This window comes from Klebsiella sp. CB_Kp196 (assembly GCF_040061575.1).
Taxonomy (GTDB): Bacteria; Pseudomonadota; Gammaproteobacteria; order Enterobacterales; family Enterobacteriaceae; genus Klebsiella; species Klebsiella michiganensis.
The window spans coordinates 29,591-47,663 of the sequence record NZ_JBEAFH010000061.1; the positions used below are offsets into that span (position 1 = coordinate 29,591).

The following is an 18,073-nucleotide window of genomic DNA, read 5'->3' on the forward strand; positions in this document are numbered from 1 at the left end:
GTATGAATATGAAAAAATTAACCCTTGGCTTAATTGGTAATCCTAATTCCGGTAAAACCACGCTGTTCAATCAGCTCACCGGCGCGCGCCAGCGCGTCGGTAACTGGGCGGGAGTGACCGTTGAACGCAAAGAGGGTGGCTTCAACACCACCGATCATCAGGTCACGCTGGTAGACCTTCCGGGCACGTATTCCCTGACCACCATCTCCTCGCAAACCTCGCTGGATGAGCAGATTGCCTGCCACTATATTCTCAGCGGCGACGCCGACATGCTGATTAACGTGGTCGATGCGTCCAATCTGGAACGTAACCTCTATCTGACGCTGCAGCTGCTGGAGCTTGGCATCCCCTGCGTGGTCGCGCTGAATATGCTCGATATCGCGGAAAAACAGAAGATCCGCATCGATGTCGACGCGCTGGCCGCGCGTCTCGGGTGCCCGGTGATCCCGCTGGTTTCCACCCGCGGGCGCGGTATCGAGGCCTTAAAAATGGCGATCGATCGCCATCAGCAGAACCAGGCTATTGAACTGGTGCACTATCCGCAGCCGCTGCTGCGGGAGGCGGACAAGCTGGCGCAGGCCATGGCCGCGGATATTCCGCAGCGCCAGCGTCGCTGGCTGGGTTTACAGATGCTTGAAGGCGATATTTACAGCCGCGCCTACGCCGGTGACGCTGCCCACAAGCTGGACGTGTCCCTGGCGCACCTGAGCGAAGAGATGGATGACCCCGCGCTGCATATCGCCGATGCCCGTTACCAAAGCATTGCCGCCATTTGCGATGCGGTCAGTAACACCCTTACCGCCGAGCCCAGCCGCTTTACCGCGGCGATGGATAAAGTGATCCTCAACCGCTTCCTCGGCCTGCCGGTCTTCCTGTTCGTTATGTACCTGATGTTCTTGCTGGCGATTAATATCGGCGGCGCGCTGCAGCCCATTTTTGATGCCGGTTCCGTGGCTATCTTTATCCACGGTATTCAGTGGGTTGGCTATACCCTGCATTTCCCGGACTGGCTGACGGTGTTCCTCGCCCAGGGGATTGGCGGCGGTATCAATACCGTACTGCCGCTGGTACCGCAGATCGGCATGATGTACCTGTTCCTCTCTTTCCTTGAAGACTCTGGCTATATGGCGCGGGCGGCGTTTGTGATGGACCGCCTGATGCAGGCGCTGGGGCTACCGGGGAAATCCTTCGTGCCGTTAATCGTCGGTTTTGGTTGCAACGTTCCGTCGGTGATGGGCGCGCGTACGCTTGATGCGCCGCGCGAACGTTTGATGACCATTATGATGGCGCCGTTTATGTCCTGCGGCGCGCGGCTGGCGATTTTCGCCGTCTTCGCCGCCGCCTTTTTCGGCCAGAACGGCGCGCTGGCGGTCTTCTCGCTGTACGTACTGGGGATCGTGATGGCGATTGCGACCGGACTGATGCTGAAGCATACCATTATGCGCGGCGAAGCGTCGCCGTTCGTGATGGAACTGCCGGTGTATCACGTTCCGCACGTGAAGAGTCTGATTATCCAGACCTGGCAGCGCCTGAAAGGCTTCGTCCTGCGCGCGGGTAAAGTGATCGTTATCGTCAGTATCTTCCTCAGCGCGCTGAACAGCTTCTCGCTGAGCGGTAAGATCGTCGATAACATCAACGACTCGGCGCTGGCGTCGGTCAGCCGGGTGATTACCCCGGTATTTAAACCGATTGGCGTACATGAGGATAACTGGCAGGCGACCGTCGGGCTGTTCACCGGCGCGATGGCCAAGGAAGTGGTGGTGGGGACGCTGAACACCCTCTACACAGCCGAAGATATCCAGAACGAAGCGTTTAATCCGCAGACGTTTAGCCTCGGCGATGAGCTGCTGGCCGCGGTAGACGAGACCTGGCAGAGCCTGAAAGATACGTTCAGCCTGAGCGTGCTGGCCAACCCTATCGAAGCCAGTAAAGGCGACGGCGAAATGGCAACCGGCGCGATGGGCGTCATGGGCAGCAAATTCGGTAGCGCCGCTGCGGCGTACAGCTACCTGATTTTTGTCCTGCTCTATATTCCCTGCATCTCGGTAATGGGGGCGATTGCCCGCGAGTCGAGCCGCGGCTGGATGATGTTCTCCGTCCTGTGGGGGCTGAATATCGCTTACTCGCTCTCTACGCTGTACTACCAGACCGTCAGCTTTAGCCAGCATCCGCGCTATAGCCTGGTGTGCATTCTGGCGGTGGTGTTGTTCAATATCGTGGTCTTTGGCCTGCTGCGCAGAGCGCGCAGCCGGGTGGACGTCTCGCTGCTGGCGACGCGCAAAACGCCGTCCACCTGCTGCCAGAGTCCGGCGGGCGATTGCCACTAAGGAGCGATGATGGCGTCATTAATTGAAGTCCGCGATATGCTGGCCCTGCAGGGGAGGATGGAGGCAAAGCAGCTCAGCGTCCGCCTGAATACGCCGCAGCCGCTGATTGACGCCATGCTGGGCCGTCTGCAAGCGATGGGGAAAGCGGTGAAAGTGACCGAAGATGCCGATGGCTGCCTCTCCGGCAGCTGTAAAAGCTGCCCGGAAGGCAAAGCCTGCCTGCGGGAGTGGTGGTCGCTGCGCTGATTGGGTTGTGAAGGCAGGTTTCCCGGATTGCGGCTAACGCCTTATCCGGGCTACGAGTTTGTGCTGTTTTGGGCTTGGTAGCCCGGACAGGCGCAACGCGCCGCCTCCGGGAACCGACTGCGGCATATACCGCAAGCGGGTCCTGAGACCCGCTTTCCGGCTTACTTGTAGACGTCCGCGTTAGCGTGAACCGTTTTCTCGTTCTTCTCGCCTGCAATCACCACAAAATAGGTGCCGCCCAGCTCATCCGCTTTTTTCGACAGATCGCGCTTTGCATCCATCGGAGAGGTTGTTCTGGAGGTGGTAATCGAACCGATTTTGGTCAGGTTCAACTTAGCCACTTCGTCTTTTTGAATTTCCTTGGCGGCGAACGCGCCGAAGGACAGGGAGCCAATCACCAGAGATGCAACAATTCCTGTAACAAGTTTCATAGCCTCTACTCTCCATTAGGTTGTTTTTTTTAGGTCACGGGGCCAGCGTGAAATAGTCAACCCCCGCAACAACCTAAGTATTGCTGCACCCAGCGTTTTTACCACGTCCCGCTAAAAAAATTTATCGATCTCACGCTTCAGCTCGATCAGCGGAGCGCAAAACGCCTGCGGATGTGAAATGAACGGCGCATGGGCGGCTTTATCGAAGACAATCGACGTGCTTTTGGGCCACAGCGCATCGAGAAGCGGAATGATTTTACGCGGTACCAGACCGTCCAGCCGACCGTATAGGCGCAAAAAAGGCATGTCGAGGGCGGTCAACGGCTGGCGTAAATCGGCGGTTTTGAGGATCTCCAGCCCGCCGTTTAAAACCTCCGGCGACGGCATCGGTAGCGACAGCACCGTGCTCTTCAGCGCTCTCGCATCCTGACGCGCGCTTTCGGTACCCAGGGTTTGCAGCGCCAGAAAGCGTTCGACGGTGCGTTGAAAATCTTCGCTCAGCTGCTGCTGAAATCCGCTCAGCACGTCGGGCTTAATCCCGGGCCAGCTGTCGTGAGCGCTAAAGCAGGGGGAAGAGGCCACGGTGACCAGCGCCTGCACGCGATCGGGATGGGATAACGCGACCTGGCTGGCCACCAGCCCGCCGAGGCTCCAGCCCAGCCAGATAGCGCGCTCCGGCGCGTTTTCCAGCACCCGCTGGGCCATCTCTTCCAGCGACATCGCGCCAAAGCCGCCGCTGCGGCCATAGCCAGGCAGGTCGACGAGGTGCAGCGTAAAATGCGAAGCCAGCTGCGGCGTGATGCAATCCCACACTTTGGCATTCAGCCCCCATCCGTGCAGCAGCACAAGATGACAATTTCCTTCGCCCGTGGTCTGCCACGCGATCGTTTTCATCAGTTACTGTTCTCTTTCCACCAATACGAGGGGGAAATATGCTAACAGCACACAGCTTATGCTGGCTATGCCAAATGCCGCTGGCCATCGCCAGCTGGGGGATCTGCTCGCGATGCGCGTCGGCGCTGCTGGCGTCTGAACCGCTGTGCCCGCAGTGCGGCCTGCCAGCCCAATCAAGCACACTGCCCTGCGGGCGCTGCCTGCAAAAACCGCCGCCGTGGCAGCGGCTGGTGACGGTGAATGACTATCGACCGCCGCTGAGCGGCCTGATTCACCAGCTGAAATTCAATAAGCGGCCCGAGCTGGCCCCGGCGCTGGCGCGTCTGCTGCTGTTGCGCATTCGCCAGCGTCGGGATCTTCCCCGCCCGGACCGGATAATTAGCGTGCCGCTCTGGCAGCGTCGTCAGTGGAAGAGGGGATTTAATCAGAGCGATCTGCTGTGCCGACCGCTCTCCCGCTGGCTGGACTGCGCCTGGCGCAGCGATGCGCTAACCCGCCGGCGCCGTACCGCCACCCAGCATCAGCTCAGCGCCAGATTGCGCAAACGGAACCTGAAAAACGCCTTCCAGCTTGAATTGTCGCTCCAGGGCCACCATATCGCCATTGTGGATGATGTCGTCACAACCGGAAGCACCGTCGCCGAGATATCCCGCCTGCTTTTGCGAAACGGCGCCGCGACGGTTCAGGTATGGTGTATATGCCGTACCTTGTAGACCCCTGCTGATGGGCGTATAATAACCCAGTAAAATAGTCAACTATTAGGCCAACGCTATGATCCGTATTTCCGATGCTGCACAAGCGCACTTTGCCAAACTGCTGGCAAATCAGGAAGAAGGGACACAAATTCGCGTATTTGTGATCAATCCCGGCACCCCTAACGCCGAGTGCGGCGTGTCCTACTGCCCACCGGATGCGGTGGAAGATTCCGATACCGCGCTGAAGTTTGAGCAGCTCACCGCCTACGTCGATGAGCTTAGCGCGCCGTACCTGGAAGACGCTGAAATCGATTTTGTTACCGACCAGCTGGGCTCCCAGCTGACGCTGAAAGCGCCAAACGCCAAGATGCGCAAAGTGTCCGACGATGCCCCGCTCATGGAGCGCGTTGAGTACCTGCTGCAGTCGCAGATTAACCCGCAGCTGGCCGGCCACGGCGGGCGCGTCACGTTGATGGAAATCACCGACGATGGCCTGGCGATTCTGCAATTCGGCGGCGGCTGCAACGGCTGTTCGATGGTTGACGTGACGCTGAAAGAGGGGATCGAGAAGCAGATGCTGAACGAGTTCCCGGAACTGAAAGGCGTACGCGATCTGACTGAACACCAGCGCGGCGAGCACTCCTACTACTGATTTCCCCGCCCGGCTGCCTTTTCGCGGCCGGGCGACTCCCCTCATGTTACCGCGCAACATTTCCCGCTAAGCGACCCGGCAGAAACCCGGGAAAGAGTATGACTTAAGTCTCATATTTGAAATTTTCACCGCCCAGGTGATTCTCAAACTTCATATGTTACCCGTATCATTCACTTGAGGCGCCACAGATAAAAAAATAGCCAGCTATCCTTTCTCTGGGTAAGGATAAAGCCAGCTTCTACGGCGTCAGACATTTTTTGTTCCGGTCGGAACGGATGAAGTCAATGTTGAAACTATGACGTTACCCATAACAAATTAAGGCCAGGTAAATCATGCCATTAGTCATCGTTGCTATCGGGGTTGCCCTGTTATTGTTGCTGATGATCCGTTTCAAGCTGAACGGGTTTATCGCTCTGGTTCTGGTGGCACTTGCCGTCGGGCTCATGCAGGGTATGCCTCTGGATAAAGTTATCGTCTCCATCAAAAACGGCGTTGGGGGAACCCTCGGCAGCCTCGCGCTGATCATGGGCTTCGGCGCGATGCTCGGTAAAATGCTGGCGGACTGCGGCGGTGCGCAGCGTATCGCCACCACGCTGATTGCCAAATTTGGTAAACAACATATTCAATGGGCGGTTGTGCTCACCGGCTTTACCGTCGGCTTCGCCCTGTTCTATGAAGTGGGCTTCGTACTGATGCTGCCGCTGGTCTTTACCATCGCCGCATCCGCCGGTATCCCGCTGCTCTATATCGGCGTCCCGATGGCGGCCGCGCTCTCCGTCACGCACGGTTTCCTGCCTCCGCACCCGGGCCCGACGGCCATTGCCACTATTTTCCATGCCGACATGGGTAAAACCCTGCTGTTCGGTACGATTCTGGCGATCCCGACGGTTATCCTTGCGGGGCCGGTTTACGCACGCTTCCTGAAAGGTATCGATAAGCCGATTCCGGAAGGCCTGCATAACCCGAAAACGTTCACTGAGGAAGAGATGCCGGGCTTCGGCGTCAGCGTCTGGACCTCTCTGGTGCCGGTTATTCTGATGGCCATGCGCGCCGTGGCCGAAATGGTTCTGCCGAAAGGTCATGCCTTCCTGCCGATCGCGGAATTCTTCGGCGACCCGGTCATGGCCACGCTGATCGCGGTCCTGATCGCCATGTTCACCTTCGGTCTTAACCGCGGTCGTTCCATGGAGCAGATTAACGATACGCTGACCTCTTCGATCAAAATTATCGCCATGATGCTGCTGATCATCGGCGGCGGCGGCGCCTTCAAGCAGGTGCTGGTCGATAGCGGCATGGATAAATACATTGCTTCTATCATGCATGAATCCAATATGTCCCCGCTGTTTATGGCATGGTCGATTGCTGCGGTACTGCGTATCGCGCTGGGTTCCGCCACCGTTGCGGCGATCACCGCGGGCGGTATCGCCGCGCCGCTGATCGCCACCACCGGCGTGAGCCCGGAACTGATGGTGATCGCCGTTGGCTCCGGCAGCGTTATCTTCTCCCACGTTAACGACCCGGGCTTCTGGCTGTTTAAGGAATACTTCAACCTGACCATCGGCGAGACCATTAAGTCGTGGTCGGTGCTGGAAACCATTATCTCAGTGTGCGGCCTGGTAGGCTGTCTGCTGCTGGGGATGGTGGTATAAGCTGCTTGTCCGCATAAAACGGGCCGGGTCGCCGCGAGGCGAACCCGGCTTTTTTATGCGCTCTGGCCACAACGGCCAGACTTATCGCAGTAATACCCGCCTGCGCGCGGCGCCTGACATTGAAATTCAGCAAACTATCCCCCATTCTAGATCTCATGCTATAGCGCCGGACGCGCGCTTCATTCACCCAATTCAACAGGACTGCGCATATGACCAATCCATTACTGACGCCTTTTTCATTACCGCCATTCTCTGCCATCAAACCCGAGCACGTGGTCCCCGCGGTCACTAAAGCGCTGGATGATTGCCGGGCGGCGGTAGAGCGCGCGGTGGCGCAAGGGGCGCCGTATACCTGGGAAAATCTTTGCCAGCCGCTGGCGGAAGTAGACGACGTGCTGGGGCGTATTTTTTCCCCGGTCAGCCACCTGAACTCGGTCAAAAACAGTCCGGAACTGCGCGAAGCCTACGAGCAGACCCTGCCGCTGCTTTCGGAGTACAGCACCTGGGTTGGGCAGCATGAAGGCCTGTACAAAGCGTACCGCGACCTGCGCGACGGCGACCATTACGCCACCCTGAATACCGCGCAGAAAAAAGCGGTGGATAACGCGCTGCGCGATTTTGAACTCTCCGGTATTGGCCTGGCGAAAGAGCAGCAGAAACGCTACGGCGAAATCGCCGCCCGCCTCTCCGAGCTGGGCAATCAGTACAGCAACAACGTGCTCGACGCGACCATGGGCTGGACCAAGCTGGTCACCGATGAATCTGAGCTCTCCGGCATGCCGGAAAGCGCGCTTGCCGCAGCGAAAGCCCAGGCTGAAGCCAAAGAGCAGGAAGGGTTTCTGCTGACCCTGGATATCCCGAGCTATCTGCCGGTAATGACCTACTGCGACAATCAGGCGCTGCGTGAAGAGCTGTATCGCGCCTATTCCACCCGCGCCTCCGACCAGGGGCCGAACGCCGGAAAATGGGACAACAGCCCGGTAATGGCGGAAATCCTCGCCCTGCGCCACGAGCTGGCGCAGCTGCTGGGCTTTGACAGCTTTGCCGACAAGTCGCTGGCGACCAAAATGGCCGAAAATCCGCAGCAGGTGCTCGACTTCCTGACCGACCTGGCGAAACGCGCCCGTCCGCAGGGTGAGAAAGAGCTGGCCCAGCTGCGCGCCTTCGCCAAAGCCGAATTCGGCGTGGATGAACTGCAGCCGTGGGATATCGCTTACTACAGCGAAAAACAGAAGCAGCATCTTTACAGCATCAGCGATGAACAGCTGCGCCCCTACTTCCCGGAAAACAAAGCGGTTAACGGCCTGTTCGAGGTGGTTAAGCGTATTTACGGTATTACCGCGAAAGAGCGTACCGATGTGGACGTCTGGCATCCGGAAGTGCGCTTCTTCGAACTGTACGATGAAAAAAATGAACTACGCGGTAGCTTCTATCTCGATCTCTACGCTCGCGAACATAAACGCGGCGGGGCATGGATGGATGACTGCGTTGGCCAGATGCGCAAGCTTGACGGCTCGCTGCAAAAGCCGGTCGCTTATCTGACCTGTAACTTTAACCGTCCCGTCAACGGTAAGCCGGCGCTGTTCACCCACGATGAAGTGATCACCCTGTTCCACGAGTTTGGCCACGGTCTGCACCATATGCTGACCCGTATCGACACCGCCGGCGTGTCCGGCATCAGCGGGGTACCGTGGGATGCGGTCGAGCTGCCGAGCCAGTTTATGGAAAACTGGTGCTGGGAGCCGGAAGCGCTGGCCTTTATCTCCGGCCACTATGAAACCGGCGAGCCGCTGCCGCAGGAATTGCTGGAGAAAATGCTGGCGGCGAAGAACTACCAGGCGGCGATGTTTATTCTGCGCCAGCTGGAGTTCGGCCTGTTCGACTTCCGCCTGCATGCGGAGTTCAGCCCGCAGCAGGGCGCGAAAATCCTCGAAACGCTGGCGGAAATTAAGCAGCAGGTGGCGCTGATCCCCGGGCCGTCGTGGGGCCGTTTCCCGCACGCCTTCAGCCATATTTTCGCCGGCGGATACGCAGCGGGTTATTACAGCTATCTGTGGGCCGACGTCCTGGCGGCGGATGCCTTCTCGCGCTTCGAAGAGGAGGGTATCTTCAATCGCGAAACCGGCCAGTCGTTCCTCGACAACATCCTTAGCCGCGGCGGTTCGGAAGAGCCAATGGTCCTGTTCAAACGCTTCCGCGGTCGCGAGCCGCAGCTGGACGCGATGCTTGAGCATTACGGCATTAAGAGTTAATCCTGTTGTGAAAATTTGTTTAATTGATGAAACGGGCGCCGGAGACGGCGCCTTATCTGTTCTGGCTGACCGCTGGGGGCTGGAGCAGGATGAGGACAACCCGATGGCGCTGGTGATGACGCCGGCGCATCTTGAGCTGCGCAAGCGCGATGAACCGAAGCTTGGCGGCATCTTTGTTGATTTTGTCGGCGGGACCATGGCCCATCGGCGCAGGTTCGGCGGCGGCCGTGGCGAGGCGGTGGCGAAAGCGGTGGGAATCAAAGGCGACTATCTGCCGGATGTGGTCGATGCGACCGCCGGTCTGGGAAGGGATGCCTTTGTTCTTGCCTCCGTGGGCTGTCGCGTGCGGATGCTGGAGCGTAACCCGGTGGTTGCCGCGCTGCTCGACGATGGCCTGGCGCGCGGCTACGCCGACGCTGAAATCGGCCCCTGGTTGCAGGAGCGTCTGCGGCTGATTCACGCGTCCAGCCTGACGGCGCTGACCGATATCACCCCGCGTCCGCAGGTGGTCTATCTCGACCCGATGTTTCCGCATAAGCAGAAAAGCGCGCTGGTGAAGAAAGAGATGCGGGTATTTCAGTCGCTGGTGGGGCCGGATTTAGACGCCGACGGTCTGCTGGCGCCGGCGCGTCAGCTGGCGACCAAACGGGTGGTGGTTAAGCGCCCGGACTACGCGCCGCCGCTGGCGGATGTGGCGACGCCTAACGCGGTGGTGACCAAAGGCCACCGGTTTGATATCTATGCCGGAACGGCGGTTGAGCCGCAGGGGTAAGCAACCTGCGTCAGGGACCTTTCCCCGAGGGCGGCGCGTTGCGCCTGCCCGGGCTACGGGTTCACCGCCGTCTGCGGGTCTGGTAGCCCGAACAGATGCGCAGCATCGCCTCCGGGAAATTCTGCCACTCTGCGCTCTGTTCCCGGGGCGGCGCGATACGCCTGCCCGGGCTACGGGTTCTTGCGATCTGGGGGGGCTGTAGCCCGGATAAGGCGTTAGCCGCAATCCGGGAAACCTCGTCGACCGCACCGTTTTTACGCGCTTTTTGTATTAATCATCCTGTTCAGCCACGGCACCATGATCGCCATGACCACCGTTACGCCCAGGGTCACCAGGCCAATTTTGCTGAAGACATCGGTATAAATCGGCAGCGTCTGTAGCGGGTCGGTAATATTATCCGGTACGGCGGTAAAGGTCGCCACGTAGCCGCCCAGCAGGAACGCGGCCGCCTGGGTTAAAAACCACATCCCAAGAATAAAGCCCATCAGATGCTGCGGCACCAGCGCGGCAACCATCGCCAGCCCCAGGGCGCTAATCAGCAGTTCCCCCAGACTCTGGAACAGATAGACCAGCACGATAAACCACGGTGAGGTCAGCCCCTGGGCATCGGCAAACCACATTCCCGCCGCGGCGGCCGTGAGAAAGCCCAGCGCGCACAGGAACATGCCAAGGGTAAACTTCATCGGCATAGTCAGGTCTTTGCCCTTATTGCCCAAACGCGTGTAGATAGCGGCGAGGATCGGGCTGGCCACCACCACCCAGAACGGGTTTAGCGCCTGAAAGCTCACCGGGTTAATCGCGAAACCAAGTATTTCATGGTGAACGTTATTGATAGCAAAGAAGTTGAGCGAGGTGGGCATCTGCGCGTACAGAATATAAAACAGCACCGCTTCCAGCATCAGGATAAAGGCGACGAACATTTTGTTGCGCCCGGTTTTATCCAGCTTGAAGGCCTCGCGGAAGAAGAAAATCGTCACCACCACTGAGAGGATAATCAGCACCAGATTGGCGATTTTGACATTATGCATTAGCCAGGCGCAGAGAAAAATCATGACCACCGTACCGGCCAGCACGTACAGTAAATTGCGCAGGCTCAGCGGTTTGTGGTCCGGCTCAGAGCCGATATCTTTCACCATACCCCGACAGGCGAAGTAAACCAGCAGGGCGACGATCAGACCGGCGCCGCACAGGTTGTAGGTTACCGCATAGCCGAACTTGTCGGCAATCACCGGCGCCAGCGACAGCGACAGCAGCGAACCGATATTGATCGACATATAAAACAGCGTGAAGGCGCCATCCAGGCGGGCATCTTTTGGCGGATAGCATTTGGACAGCAGGCTCGCCGGGTTAGCTTTAAACAGGCCGTTACCCACCGCAATGGTCCCCAGCGCGATGAAAATCAGATTGGGTTTGAGCAGCGACAGGCCGGTCATAAAGTAGCCTGCGGCAAGCACAATCGCGCCCAGAACCAGCGTACGTTTCGTACCCAGCAGGTGATCGCCAACATAGCCGCCGATGGAGATAAGGCCATATACCAGCGCGGCAAACGCGCCAAAGGTAATAAACGCCTGCTCCTGAGAAAAACCGAGCTGTTTAACAAAGAAAACGGCCAGGATCCCCTGAACGCCGTAATAGCCAAATCGCTCCCATAGTTCCACAAAGAAGATCATGAAGAATGGGCGAGGTTGCTGCAGCAAGCCTGTCGGTGCGGTTGAATTCATCTTTCTTCGCCTTTAAGTCCTGTCCGGAAAAGTATGAACGCGTATGCCAAAACGCGCTGAAAAAGGTTAATTTTGCGTAATGATATGATGTTTATCTATTTTGGCGAATTATTATATGGCTATATTGCTTTTGAAATGGTTGATCAACCTGGCATTGTGGCGATTATTTGGATTTATATGCTTTTTGCGGCGGGTGGGGGAAATAAAAACGCCCGCGTTGGCGGGCGTTGGTCATCAGCGAAATGAAGTAACGGCCTGTTATTCGTCTTCTTCGTCGCGCAGCGGGACAATCAGCATATCCACGTGAACGGTGTTGATGAGCTGACGAGCCGAGGACATCAGTTTGCTCCAGAAGTCCTGATGGTGACCGCAAACCACGAGGTCCATATCATACTTTTTAATCGCATCAACCAGCACCTGGCCGAGATCGCCGCTGCCGCTCAGGGTCTCAGTGATCGGATAGCCCGCGTTGGTGGACAGCTCGCTTAACGCGTGGTGAGTCTCTTCGGAGATGCGTTTCTGCATGTCGCCCAGATTGACGTCAATAAGGCCGGTGTAGAGATCGGAGTAATTCACATCCACGTGGATCAGGGAAACTTTTGCATTGTAGGGGCGGGCCATAGAAACGGCTTTTTCTACCAGTACTTTGCTTTCCGGGGACAGGTCTACTGCAATAAGAATATGTTTGTAAGCCATGGTGTTACTCCTTCCATAAGTTGTCGATGACCGTTGGACCTGACAGCCAGCGCTGCCGCTTCGCCCGCGTCCTGCGTGCTACATTCGCGGGGGGGAGTCCTTAAGGACCTAATTGTAGAAGATATTTCTACCTTATAGCGCCCCTCGCGATCCGTCAATCCACCTTGTTCAGCGAATAGTTAAACAAATATATCCGACTTATGCATTGATAATGATTAACGTTGTGGTAAAAAAATTAACTGATCTCCTACACTATTTAATGAGCCGGTCGGATAAATAAACGTGATCGGAATCGCACTCTTTCACAGTACAGTCGGTTTGATATTGGGGAGCGGTAGTCCCGGAGGGAGCCTCCGAGGACGGGTCGCCGGGGAGGAGGTATGATCAGCACTGTTGCGCTGTTTTGGGCCCTGTGTATCGTATGTGTAGTGAATATGGCACGCTACTTCTCGTCGCTGCGTGCATTGCTTGTTGTGCTACGTGGTTGTGACCCTTTGCTCTATCAATATGTCGACGGCGGCGGTTTTTTTACGTCGCACGGGCAGCCCGGCAAACAGGTGCGCCTGGTGTGGTACATCTACGCCCAGCGCTACCGCGATCACCACGACGATGAATTTATCCGCCGCTGCGAGCGGGTTCGTCGGCAGTTTATTCTCACCAGCGCGCTATGCGGCCTGGTGGTGGTCAGCATGATTGCTCTGGCTATCTGGCACTAGCTTCACGATACAAAAAAAACGGGCCAGTTTCCTGACCCGTTTATCTTTCTTGTTTCTGATATTCGCTTAGATAATCTGCAGCGAGAGCCAGTACAGCGCGCCGGACAGCAGAATCGCCGCGGGCAGGGTCAGTACCCAGGCCATCAGGATGCTGGTGACGGTTTTCTTCTGCAGACCGCCGCCATCAACGAGCATCGTCCCCGCTACCGAGGAGGAGAGCACGTGGGTGGTGGAAACCGGCATACCGGTATAGCTCGCCAGACCAATCGATACGGCGGCGGTCATCTGAGCTGACATACCTTGTGCGTAGGTCATCCCTTTCTTACCGATTTTCTCGCCGATGGTGGTCGCCACGCGACGCCAGCCGATCATGGTGCCGATACCCAGCGCCAGCGCAACCGCCATAATAATCCAGATTGGCGCGTACTCGATGGTGCTCAGCATGTCGGTTTTCAGCTTCTTCAGCAGACGCTTATCGTCAGCATTCACTTCCGGCAGCTTAGCCACTTTGTCAGTGGTGTCGGAGATGCAGAGCATAATACGGCGCAGATGGCTACGCTGTTCCACGGAGAGCGTGTCGTAGCTTTCGGTACCGGTCAGCATCGTCTTCACGCGGTCAAGCGCGTTGATGGTGTTTGCCGGGTGGCAGTGGAACTCGCCGTTTGCGGCAGCCCCTGCGTCCGGAGACGGGATGAGCTGCTCGGCGCCGGTCGCTTTTTTCAACAGCTCAGGACGCTGCTGGAAGAAGGTTTCCACGTTGTTGACCGCATCGCGGGTACGGGTGATTTCGTAGCCGGAAGCGTTCATATTGACCACGAAGCCAGCCGGAGCCACGCCGATCAGCACCAGCATCACCAGGCCAATGCCTTTCTGACCATCGTTCGCGCCGTGGGAGAACGCGACGCCAATGGCGGACAGAATCAGCGCAATACGCGTCCAGAACGGCGGCTTTTTCTTGCCGTCTTTCTTTTCACGCTCGGCTGGAGTCAGGTGGATACGGGCGCGTTTTTTGGTTCCGCTCCAGTAGCGACGCAGAATGAAAATCAGGCCGCCCGCTACGACCAGGCCAACGATTGGCGAGACGATCAGCGAGCCAAAAATACCCATGACTTTCGGGATGTTCAGCGCGTCCACCACCGACGTACCGGTCATCAGGGCATTGGTTAAACCAATACCGATGATCGCGCCGATCAGGGTGTGCGAGCTGGAGGCCGGAAGGCCGAAGTACCAGGTGCCGAGGTTCCAGATAATTGCCGCCAGCAGCATGGAAAAGACCATGGCGAGACCATGTGCTGAACCCATGTTAAGCAGCAGGTCGGTCGGCAACATATGCACGATGGCATAGGCTACGCTGAGACCGCCCAACAGAACGCCGAAGAAGTTAAAAAGAGCCGCCATCGCCACAGCAAGCTGCGACCGCATTGCGCGAGTGTAAATCACCGTTGCAACCGCGTTTGCGGTATCATGAAAACCATTGATCGCTTCGTAAAAAAGCACGAAAGCCAGAGCAAGCAATAATAGTAACCCGGTATGTAAATCCAGACCGGCAAATAAATGTACCATAGGACGTTACGCCATTTTGAGGACATGAACGCGGCGCATTATCAGTGACTTTCGCGGCGCGGGCAAAGTGAAATATAGACTTTTTTTGATTTTCTTCCTGTTTAAGTTTTACCTTGTTGGGAGTATTCCTATATCTTTCAATGAGGTACGCAAATCTGTTTTTTTCAGTCTGGTGCGACCAGAATGAAAAATTTACAATTCCCGACAATCGGGATATGAGGAATGTTGTGTGGAAAGGTTTGATGCCATCGTAATCGGCGCCGGAGCGGCGGGAATGTTTTGTGCAGCGCAGGCGGGGCAGGCAGGCTGTCGGGTGCTGCTGCTCGATAACGGCAAAAAGCCCGGGCGGAAGATCCTGATGTCTGGCGGTGGCCGCTGCAACTTTACTAACATGTATATCGAACCCGCGGCATATCTCAGCCAAAACCCGCATTTTTGCAAATCTGCGCTGGCGCGCTACACCCAGTGGGACTTTATCGATCTGGTTAGCAAACACGGTATCGCCTGGCATGAGAAAACCCTGGGCCAGCTTTTCTGCGATGATTCCGCCGAGCAAATCGTTAACCTGCTGCTGGCCGAGTGCGAAAAAGGCGGCGTACACATTCGCCTGCGTAGCGAAATTATCAGCGTAGAGCGGGATGATGAGGGCTATACGCTACAGCTTAACGGCGAGACGGTGGCGGCGAAAAAGCTGGTGGTTGCCTCCGGCGGATTATCCATGCCCGGCCTGGGCGCCTCGCCGTTTGGCTATAAGCTCGCCGAGCAGTTTGGCCTGAAGGTGCTGCCGACCCGCGCGGGCCTGGTGCCGTTTACCTTGCATAAGCCGCTGCTCGAACAGCTGCAGGTGCTTTCCGGGGTGTCGGTGCCGTCCACCATCACGGCAGAAAACGGGACCGTCTTCCGGGAAAATCTGCTCTTTACCCACCGCGGGCTGTCCGGGCCGGCGGTACTGCAAATTTCCAGCTACTGGCAGCCGGGAGAGTTCGTCAGCATCAATCTGCTGCCGGATTGCCATCTTGATGACTTCCTTAACGAGCAGCGCGCGGCGCATCCCAATCAGAGCCTGAAGAACACCCTGGCAATACAGCTGCCAAAGCGGCTGGTTGAGTGCCTGCAGCAGCTGGGGCAGCTGCCGGACGTCACCCTGAAACAGCTAAACGTTCGCGAGCAGCAGGCGCTGGTTGAGACGCTGACCGCGTGGCGCGTCCAGCCGAATGGCACCGAAGGCTATCGCACGGCGGAAGTGACCCTCGGCGGTGTCGACACCAACGAACTCTCTTCGCGCACCATGGAGGCCCGCAAGGTGCCCGGTCTGTACTTTATCGGCGAAGTGATGGACGTCACCGGCTGGCTGGGAGGCTATAACTTCCAGTGGGCGTGGGCGTCAGCCTGGGCATGCGCGCAGGCTTTAGCGGAACAGAAATAACCGCCTGCTCTGTATCAGCGGACCCGGCTCCGCCTTATCCGCTGATATTGTGCTGCTTTAATTTGCGCCACAGGGTCGTGGGGCTGATGCCGAGCATCACCGACGCTTTGGTTCTGTCCCCGTCGGTTTTTTCTATGATATGGCTAATCAGCCGTTTCTCTTGTTTCTTTAATAAATCGGTTTCATCTGATGCCACGCCCGCGGCCGGGAAGTGAGAGCTCTCGTTGGCGTCATCCGGTGAAATTTGACCGATCTGCAGCAAAACGTCTTTGCTCACTCGATCGATGTCCAGCAGGACGATGAGCCGGTAGATAACCGCCTGAAGTTCACGAATGTTGCCAGGCCAGCTATAGCGATGCAAAAAATCCACCGCGTCGGGGGTAAATGTGATTTGCTTACCTTGCTGATAAAGCAGGTGCTGAATCAACAACATGATATCGCCCGGTCGTTGGCGTAAGGCCGGTAGACTCAACTCAAGAATATTGATTCTATAGTACAGATCCTGCCTGAACTCACCGCTGGCGACGAGCTGGCGCAGATCTTTATTGCTGGCGGTGATCAGGCGAAAATCGGCGGTGATCAGCGTATCGCCGCCGAGACGAGAGAATTGCTTCTCTTGTAACACGCGCAGCAGCTTAACCTGTACCGATAACGGCGCTTCGCTGATTTCATCGATAAACACCGTGCCGTTCATCGCCATTTCAAACACCCCCGGTTTTCCGCCCTTGCGCGCGCTGGTAAATGCGCCGTCGGCATAGCCAAAGAGTTCACTTTCCAGAATGCTCTCGGGAATGGCCGCGCAGTTAATCGCGATAAAAGGGCCGTGGCTTCTGGCGCTATGGTTATGAATACTCTGAGCGAAAAGCTCTTTACCTGTGCCGGTATCGCCCAAAATATGAATGGGAAGTTCGTGGCGGGCGCACAGTTTAGCTTTTTTTATTACATCGCGTATCGCCGGAGACTGGCCAATAATGTCGTCGAAAGACCAGGTTGTGGAAAAACCGCGGAGTTTACTTTTTTTGCTGATACTATTTTGCCAAAGTGAACTCTCCTGGTTTAATCCTGTAATAATGCTATAAGATGTTTGGCGGTTGGAGAAATGACGTATGGAAATGTAAATACTTTGGCCGTTAATATCAATAGCCTGTTCTTTAATGTCTAATTCGTTAATAATACTGGGGTAAATATCTTTAAATGCCTCTTTTTTGAATATTTTATCTCCGACATGACACTGGAATAAGCTCAGGCCGATAGCATTAATATTTATGATCTCACCCAACTGATCAATACACATGATGCCCTCACGTGCTTGATTCAGCGCGGCGTGGCTCATGATGAGCTTGGTATTTTCTCGGTTGAGATATTTTAATAGGCTATAGGCTTCATTGATGGCCTGCTCAATCGAAATATTATCGGTGTCTCCCATAATAGCATTGAGATTATATTTTTTAGCCATTTCAGCAACCGTAAGGCCGCCGATGACCGTATGGTAATCGTTCTCTGAAAGATTTTTTATAACGTTTTCAATATCATTGTGGTTGTATACCTGGCAAATTTTAAACTCTTCGTTAGTCATGTTCTGATAATGACGTAAGGCATTACAAAATTGGGGGAAACCAACCGCGGCGATTTTTTGTGATTTGATTTTGGCCTGTTGTAAAATGCGATAAACGCCGTGAAAATCATGGGCGATCTCAATGACCGGGATACTAATATTGTTACGCAGGAGGGCGGCGGTGCCGCCTCGGCTAATAATTATCTTAGCGCCGGACTGGATCATTTCATTCGCTTTATCGAGAACGTCAGAATAACGAAATTCATATACCGGAACATCGAGCTTCCTCTCAATAAGAACATTCATGATGCGTTGGGTTATTGTTTTGGAAACTGAAAAAATGACAATTTCATTATTCTTCATATATTGTTCGCTCAGGTGTTCTGGGTTTGCAATGTTTATTATATGGCGAGCACAGGGAGAATCAATGAGGGTGGTCATATAATACGATATTAAGAATAAAAGCCTTACGCATAGC

The 18,073-nt window shown here is 56.1% G+C and carries 16 protein-coding genes; 10 read left to right on the top strand and 6 right to left on the bottom strand.

Features of this window, described 5'->3' with window-relative positions; all coding sequences use genetic code 11:
* Positions 1-8: 8 nt before the first annotated feature.
* Positions 9-2,327, top strand: a complete 2,319-nt coding sequence (gene feoB / locus ABLU87_RS22545; RefSeq protein WP_042934424.1) for a Fe(2+) transporter permease subunit FeoB — start codon at positions 9-11, stop codon at positions 2,325-2,327.
* Positions 2,328-2,336: 9 nt separating this feature from the next.
* Positions 2,337-2,573: a [Fe-S]-dependent transcriptional repressor FeoC gene (gene feoC, locus ABLU87_RS22550; protein ID WP_014227148.1), complete on the top strand. Its 237-nt coding sequence runs from the start codon at positions 2,337-2,339 to the stop codon at positions 2,571-2,573.
* Between the two features lie 161 nt (positions 2,574-2,734).
* On the opposite strand, the gene ABLU87_RS22555 is transcribed toward feoC, so the two are convergent.
* On the bottom strand, positions 2,735-3,004 hold the full coding sequence (locus ABLU87_RS22555) for a YdgH/BhsA/McbA-like domain containing protein (RefSeq protein ID WP_014227147.1): 270 nt from the start codon (positions 3,002-3,004) through the stop codon (positions 2,735-2,737).
* 111 nt (positions 3,005-3,115) lie between these two features.
* Positions 3,116-3,898, bottom strand: a complete 783-nt coding sequence (gene bioH, locus ABLU87_RS22560; RefSeq protein WP_032751608.1) for a pimeloyl-ACP methyl ester esterase BioH — start codon at positions 3,896-3,898, stop codon at positions 3,116-3,118.
* Between the two features lie 38 nt (positions 3,899-3,936).
* Here bioH and gntX point away from each other — a divergent pair, with 38 nt between their 5' ends.
* The 5 genes from gntX to rsmJ all read left to right on the top strand — a co-directional run bounded on the left by gntX (position 3,937) and on the right by rsmJ (position 9,918).
* On the top strand, positions 3,937-4,611 hold the full coding sequence (gene gntX / locus ABLU87_RS22565; protein WP_032694208.1) for a DNA utilization protein GntX: 675 nt from the start codon (positions 3,937-3,939) through the stop codon (positions 4,609-4,611).
* Between the two features lie 58 nt (positions 4,612-4,669).
* Complete coding sequence (gene nfuA, locus ABLU87_RS22570; protein ID WP_004106660.1) at positions 4,670-5,245, top strand: Fe-S biogenesis protein NfuA; 576 nt, start codon at positions 4,670-4,672, stop codon at positions 5,243-5,245.
* Between the two features lie 332 nt (positions 5,246-5,577).
* Positions 5,578-6,894: a gluconate transporter gene (gene gntT / locus ABLU87_RS22575; RefSeq protein WP_004134706.1), complete on the top strand. Its 1,317-nt coding sequence runs from the start codon at positions 5,578-5,580 to the stop codon at positions 6,892-6,894.
* Between the two features lie 209 nt (positions 6,895-7,103).
* Positions 7,104-9,146, top strand: a complete 2,043-nt coding sequence (prlC, locus tag ABLU87_RS22580) for an oligopeptidase A (RefSeq protein WP_014839726.1) — start codon at positions 7,104-7,106, stop codon at positions 9,144-9,146.
* Between the two features lie 7 nt (positions 9,147-9,153).
* On the top strand, positions 9,154-9,918 hold the full coding sequence (gene rsmJ / locus ABLU87_RS22585; RefSeq protein WP_004855183.1) for a 16S rRNA (guanine(1516)-N(2))-methyltransferase RsmJ: 765 nt from the start codon (positions 9,154-9,156) through the stop codon (positions 9,916-9,918).
* A 254-nt stretch (positions 9,919-10,172) separates the two neighbouring features.
* Here the strand turns inward: rsmJ and dtpB are convergent, their stop codons facing one another.
* Positions 10,173-11,639, bottom strand: a complete 1,467-nt coding sequence (gene dtpB, locus ABLU87_RS22590; RefSeq protein ID WP_025106828.1) for a dipeptide/tripeptide permease DtpB — start codon at positions 11,637-11,639, stop codon at positions 10,173-10,175.
* A gap of 72 nt (positions 11,640-11,711) precedes the next feature.
* On the opposite strand from dtpB, the gene ABLU87_RS22595 reads away from it, so the two are divergent.
* The gene (locus ABLU87_RS22595; RefSeq protein ID WP_155774232.1) at positions 11,712-11,885 is read left to right on the top strand and encodes a hypothetical protein; all 174 of its coding nucleotides are present in this window, start codon (positions 11,712-11,714) and stop codon (positions 11,883-11,885) included.
* 12 nt (positions 11,886-11,897) lie between these two features.
* On the opposite strand, the gene uspA is transcribed toward ABLU87_RS22595, so the two are convergent.
* Entirely contained in the window at positions 11,898-12,335 is a 438-nt protein-coding gene (uspA, locus tag ABLU87_RS22600) for a universal stress protein UspA (RefSeq protein ID WP_004126268.1), read from the bottom strand.
* Positions 12,336-12,715: 380 nt separating this feature from the next.
* Between uspA and uspB the strand changes: the two genes are divergently transcribed.
* On the top strand, positions 12,716-13,051 hold the full coding sequence (uspB, locus tag ABLU87_RS22605) for a universal stress protein UspB (protein ID WP_004855171.1): 336 nt from the start codon (positions 12,716-12,718) through the stop codon (positions 13,049-13,051).
* Between the two features lie 66 nt (positions 13,052-13,117).
* Here the strand turns inward: uspB and pitA are convergent, their stop codons facing one another.
* Positions 13,118-14,614: an inorganic phosphate transporter PitA gene (pitA, locus tag ABLU87_RS22610; protein WP_014227140.1), complete on the bottom strand. Its 1,497-nt coding sequence runs from the start codon at positions 14,612-14,614 to the stop codon at positions 13,118-13,120.
* Between the two features lie 229 nt (positions 14,615-14,843).
* Here pitA and ABLU87_RS22615 point away from each other — a divergent pair, with 229 nt between their 5' ends.
* Positions 14,844-16,040 (top strand): NAD(P)/FAD-dependent oxidoreductase, encoded by a 1,197-nt coding sequence (locus ABLU87_RS22615; protein ID WP_025106829.1) that lies wholly within the window; start codon positions 14,844-14,846, stop codon positions 16,038-16,040.
* Positions 16,041-16,074: 34 nt separating this feature from the next.
* On the opposite strand, the gene ABLU87_RS22620 is transcribed toward ABLU87_RS22615, so the two are convergent.
* On the bottom strand, positions 16,075-17,958 hold the full coding sequence (locus tag ABLU87_RS22620) for a sigma 54-interacting transcriptional regulator (protein WP_122116810.1): 1,884 nt from the start codon (positions 17,956-17,958) through the stop codon (positions 16,075-16,077).
* Positions 17,959-18,073 lie beyond the last annotated feature (115 nt).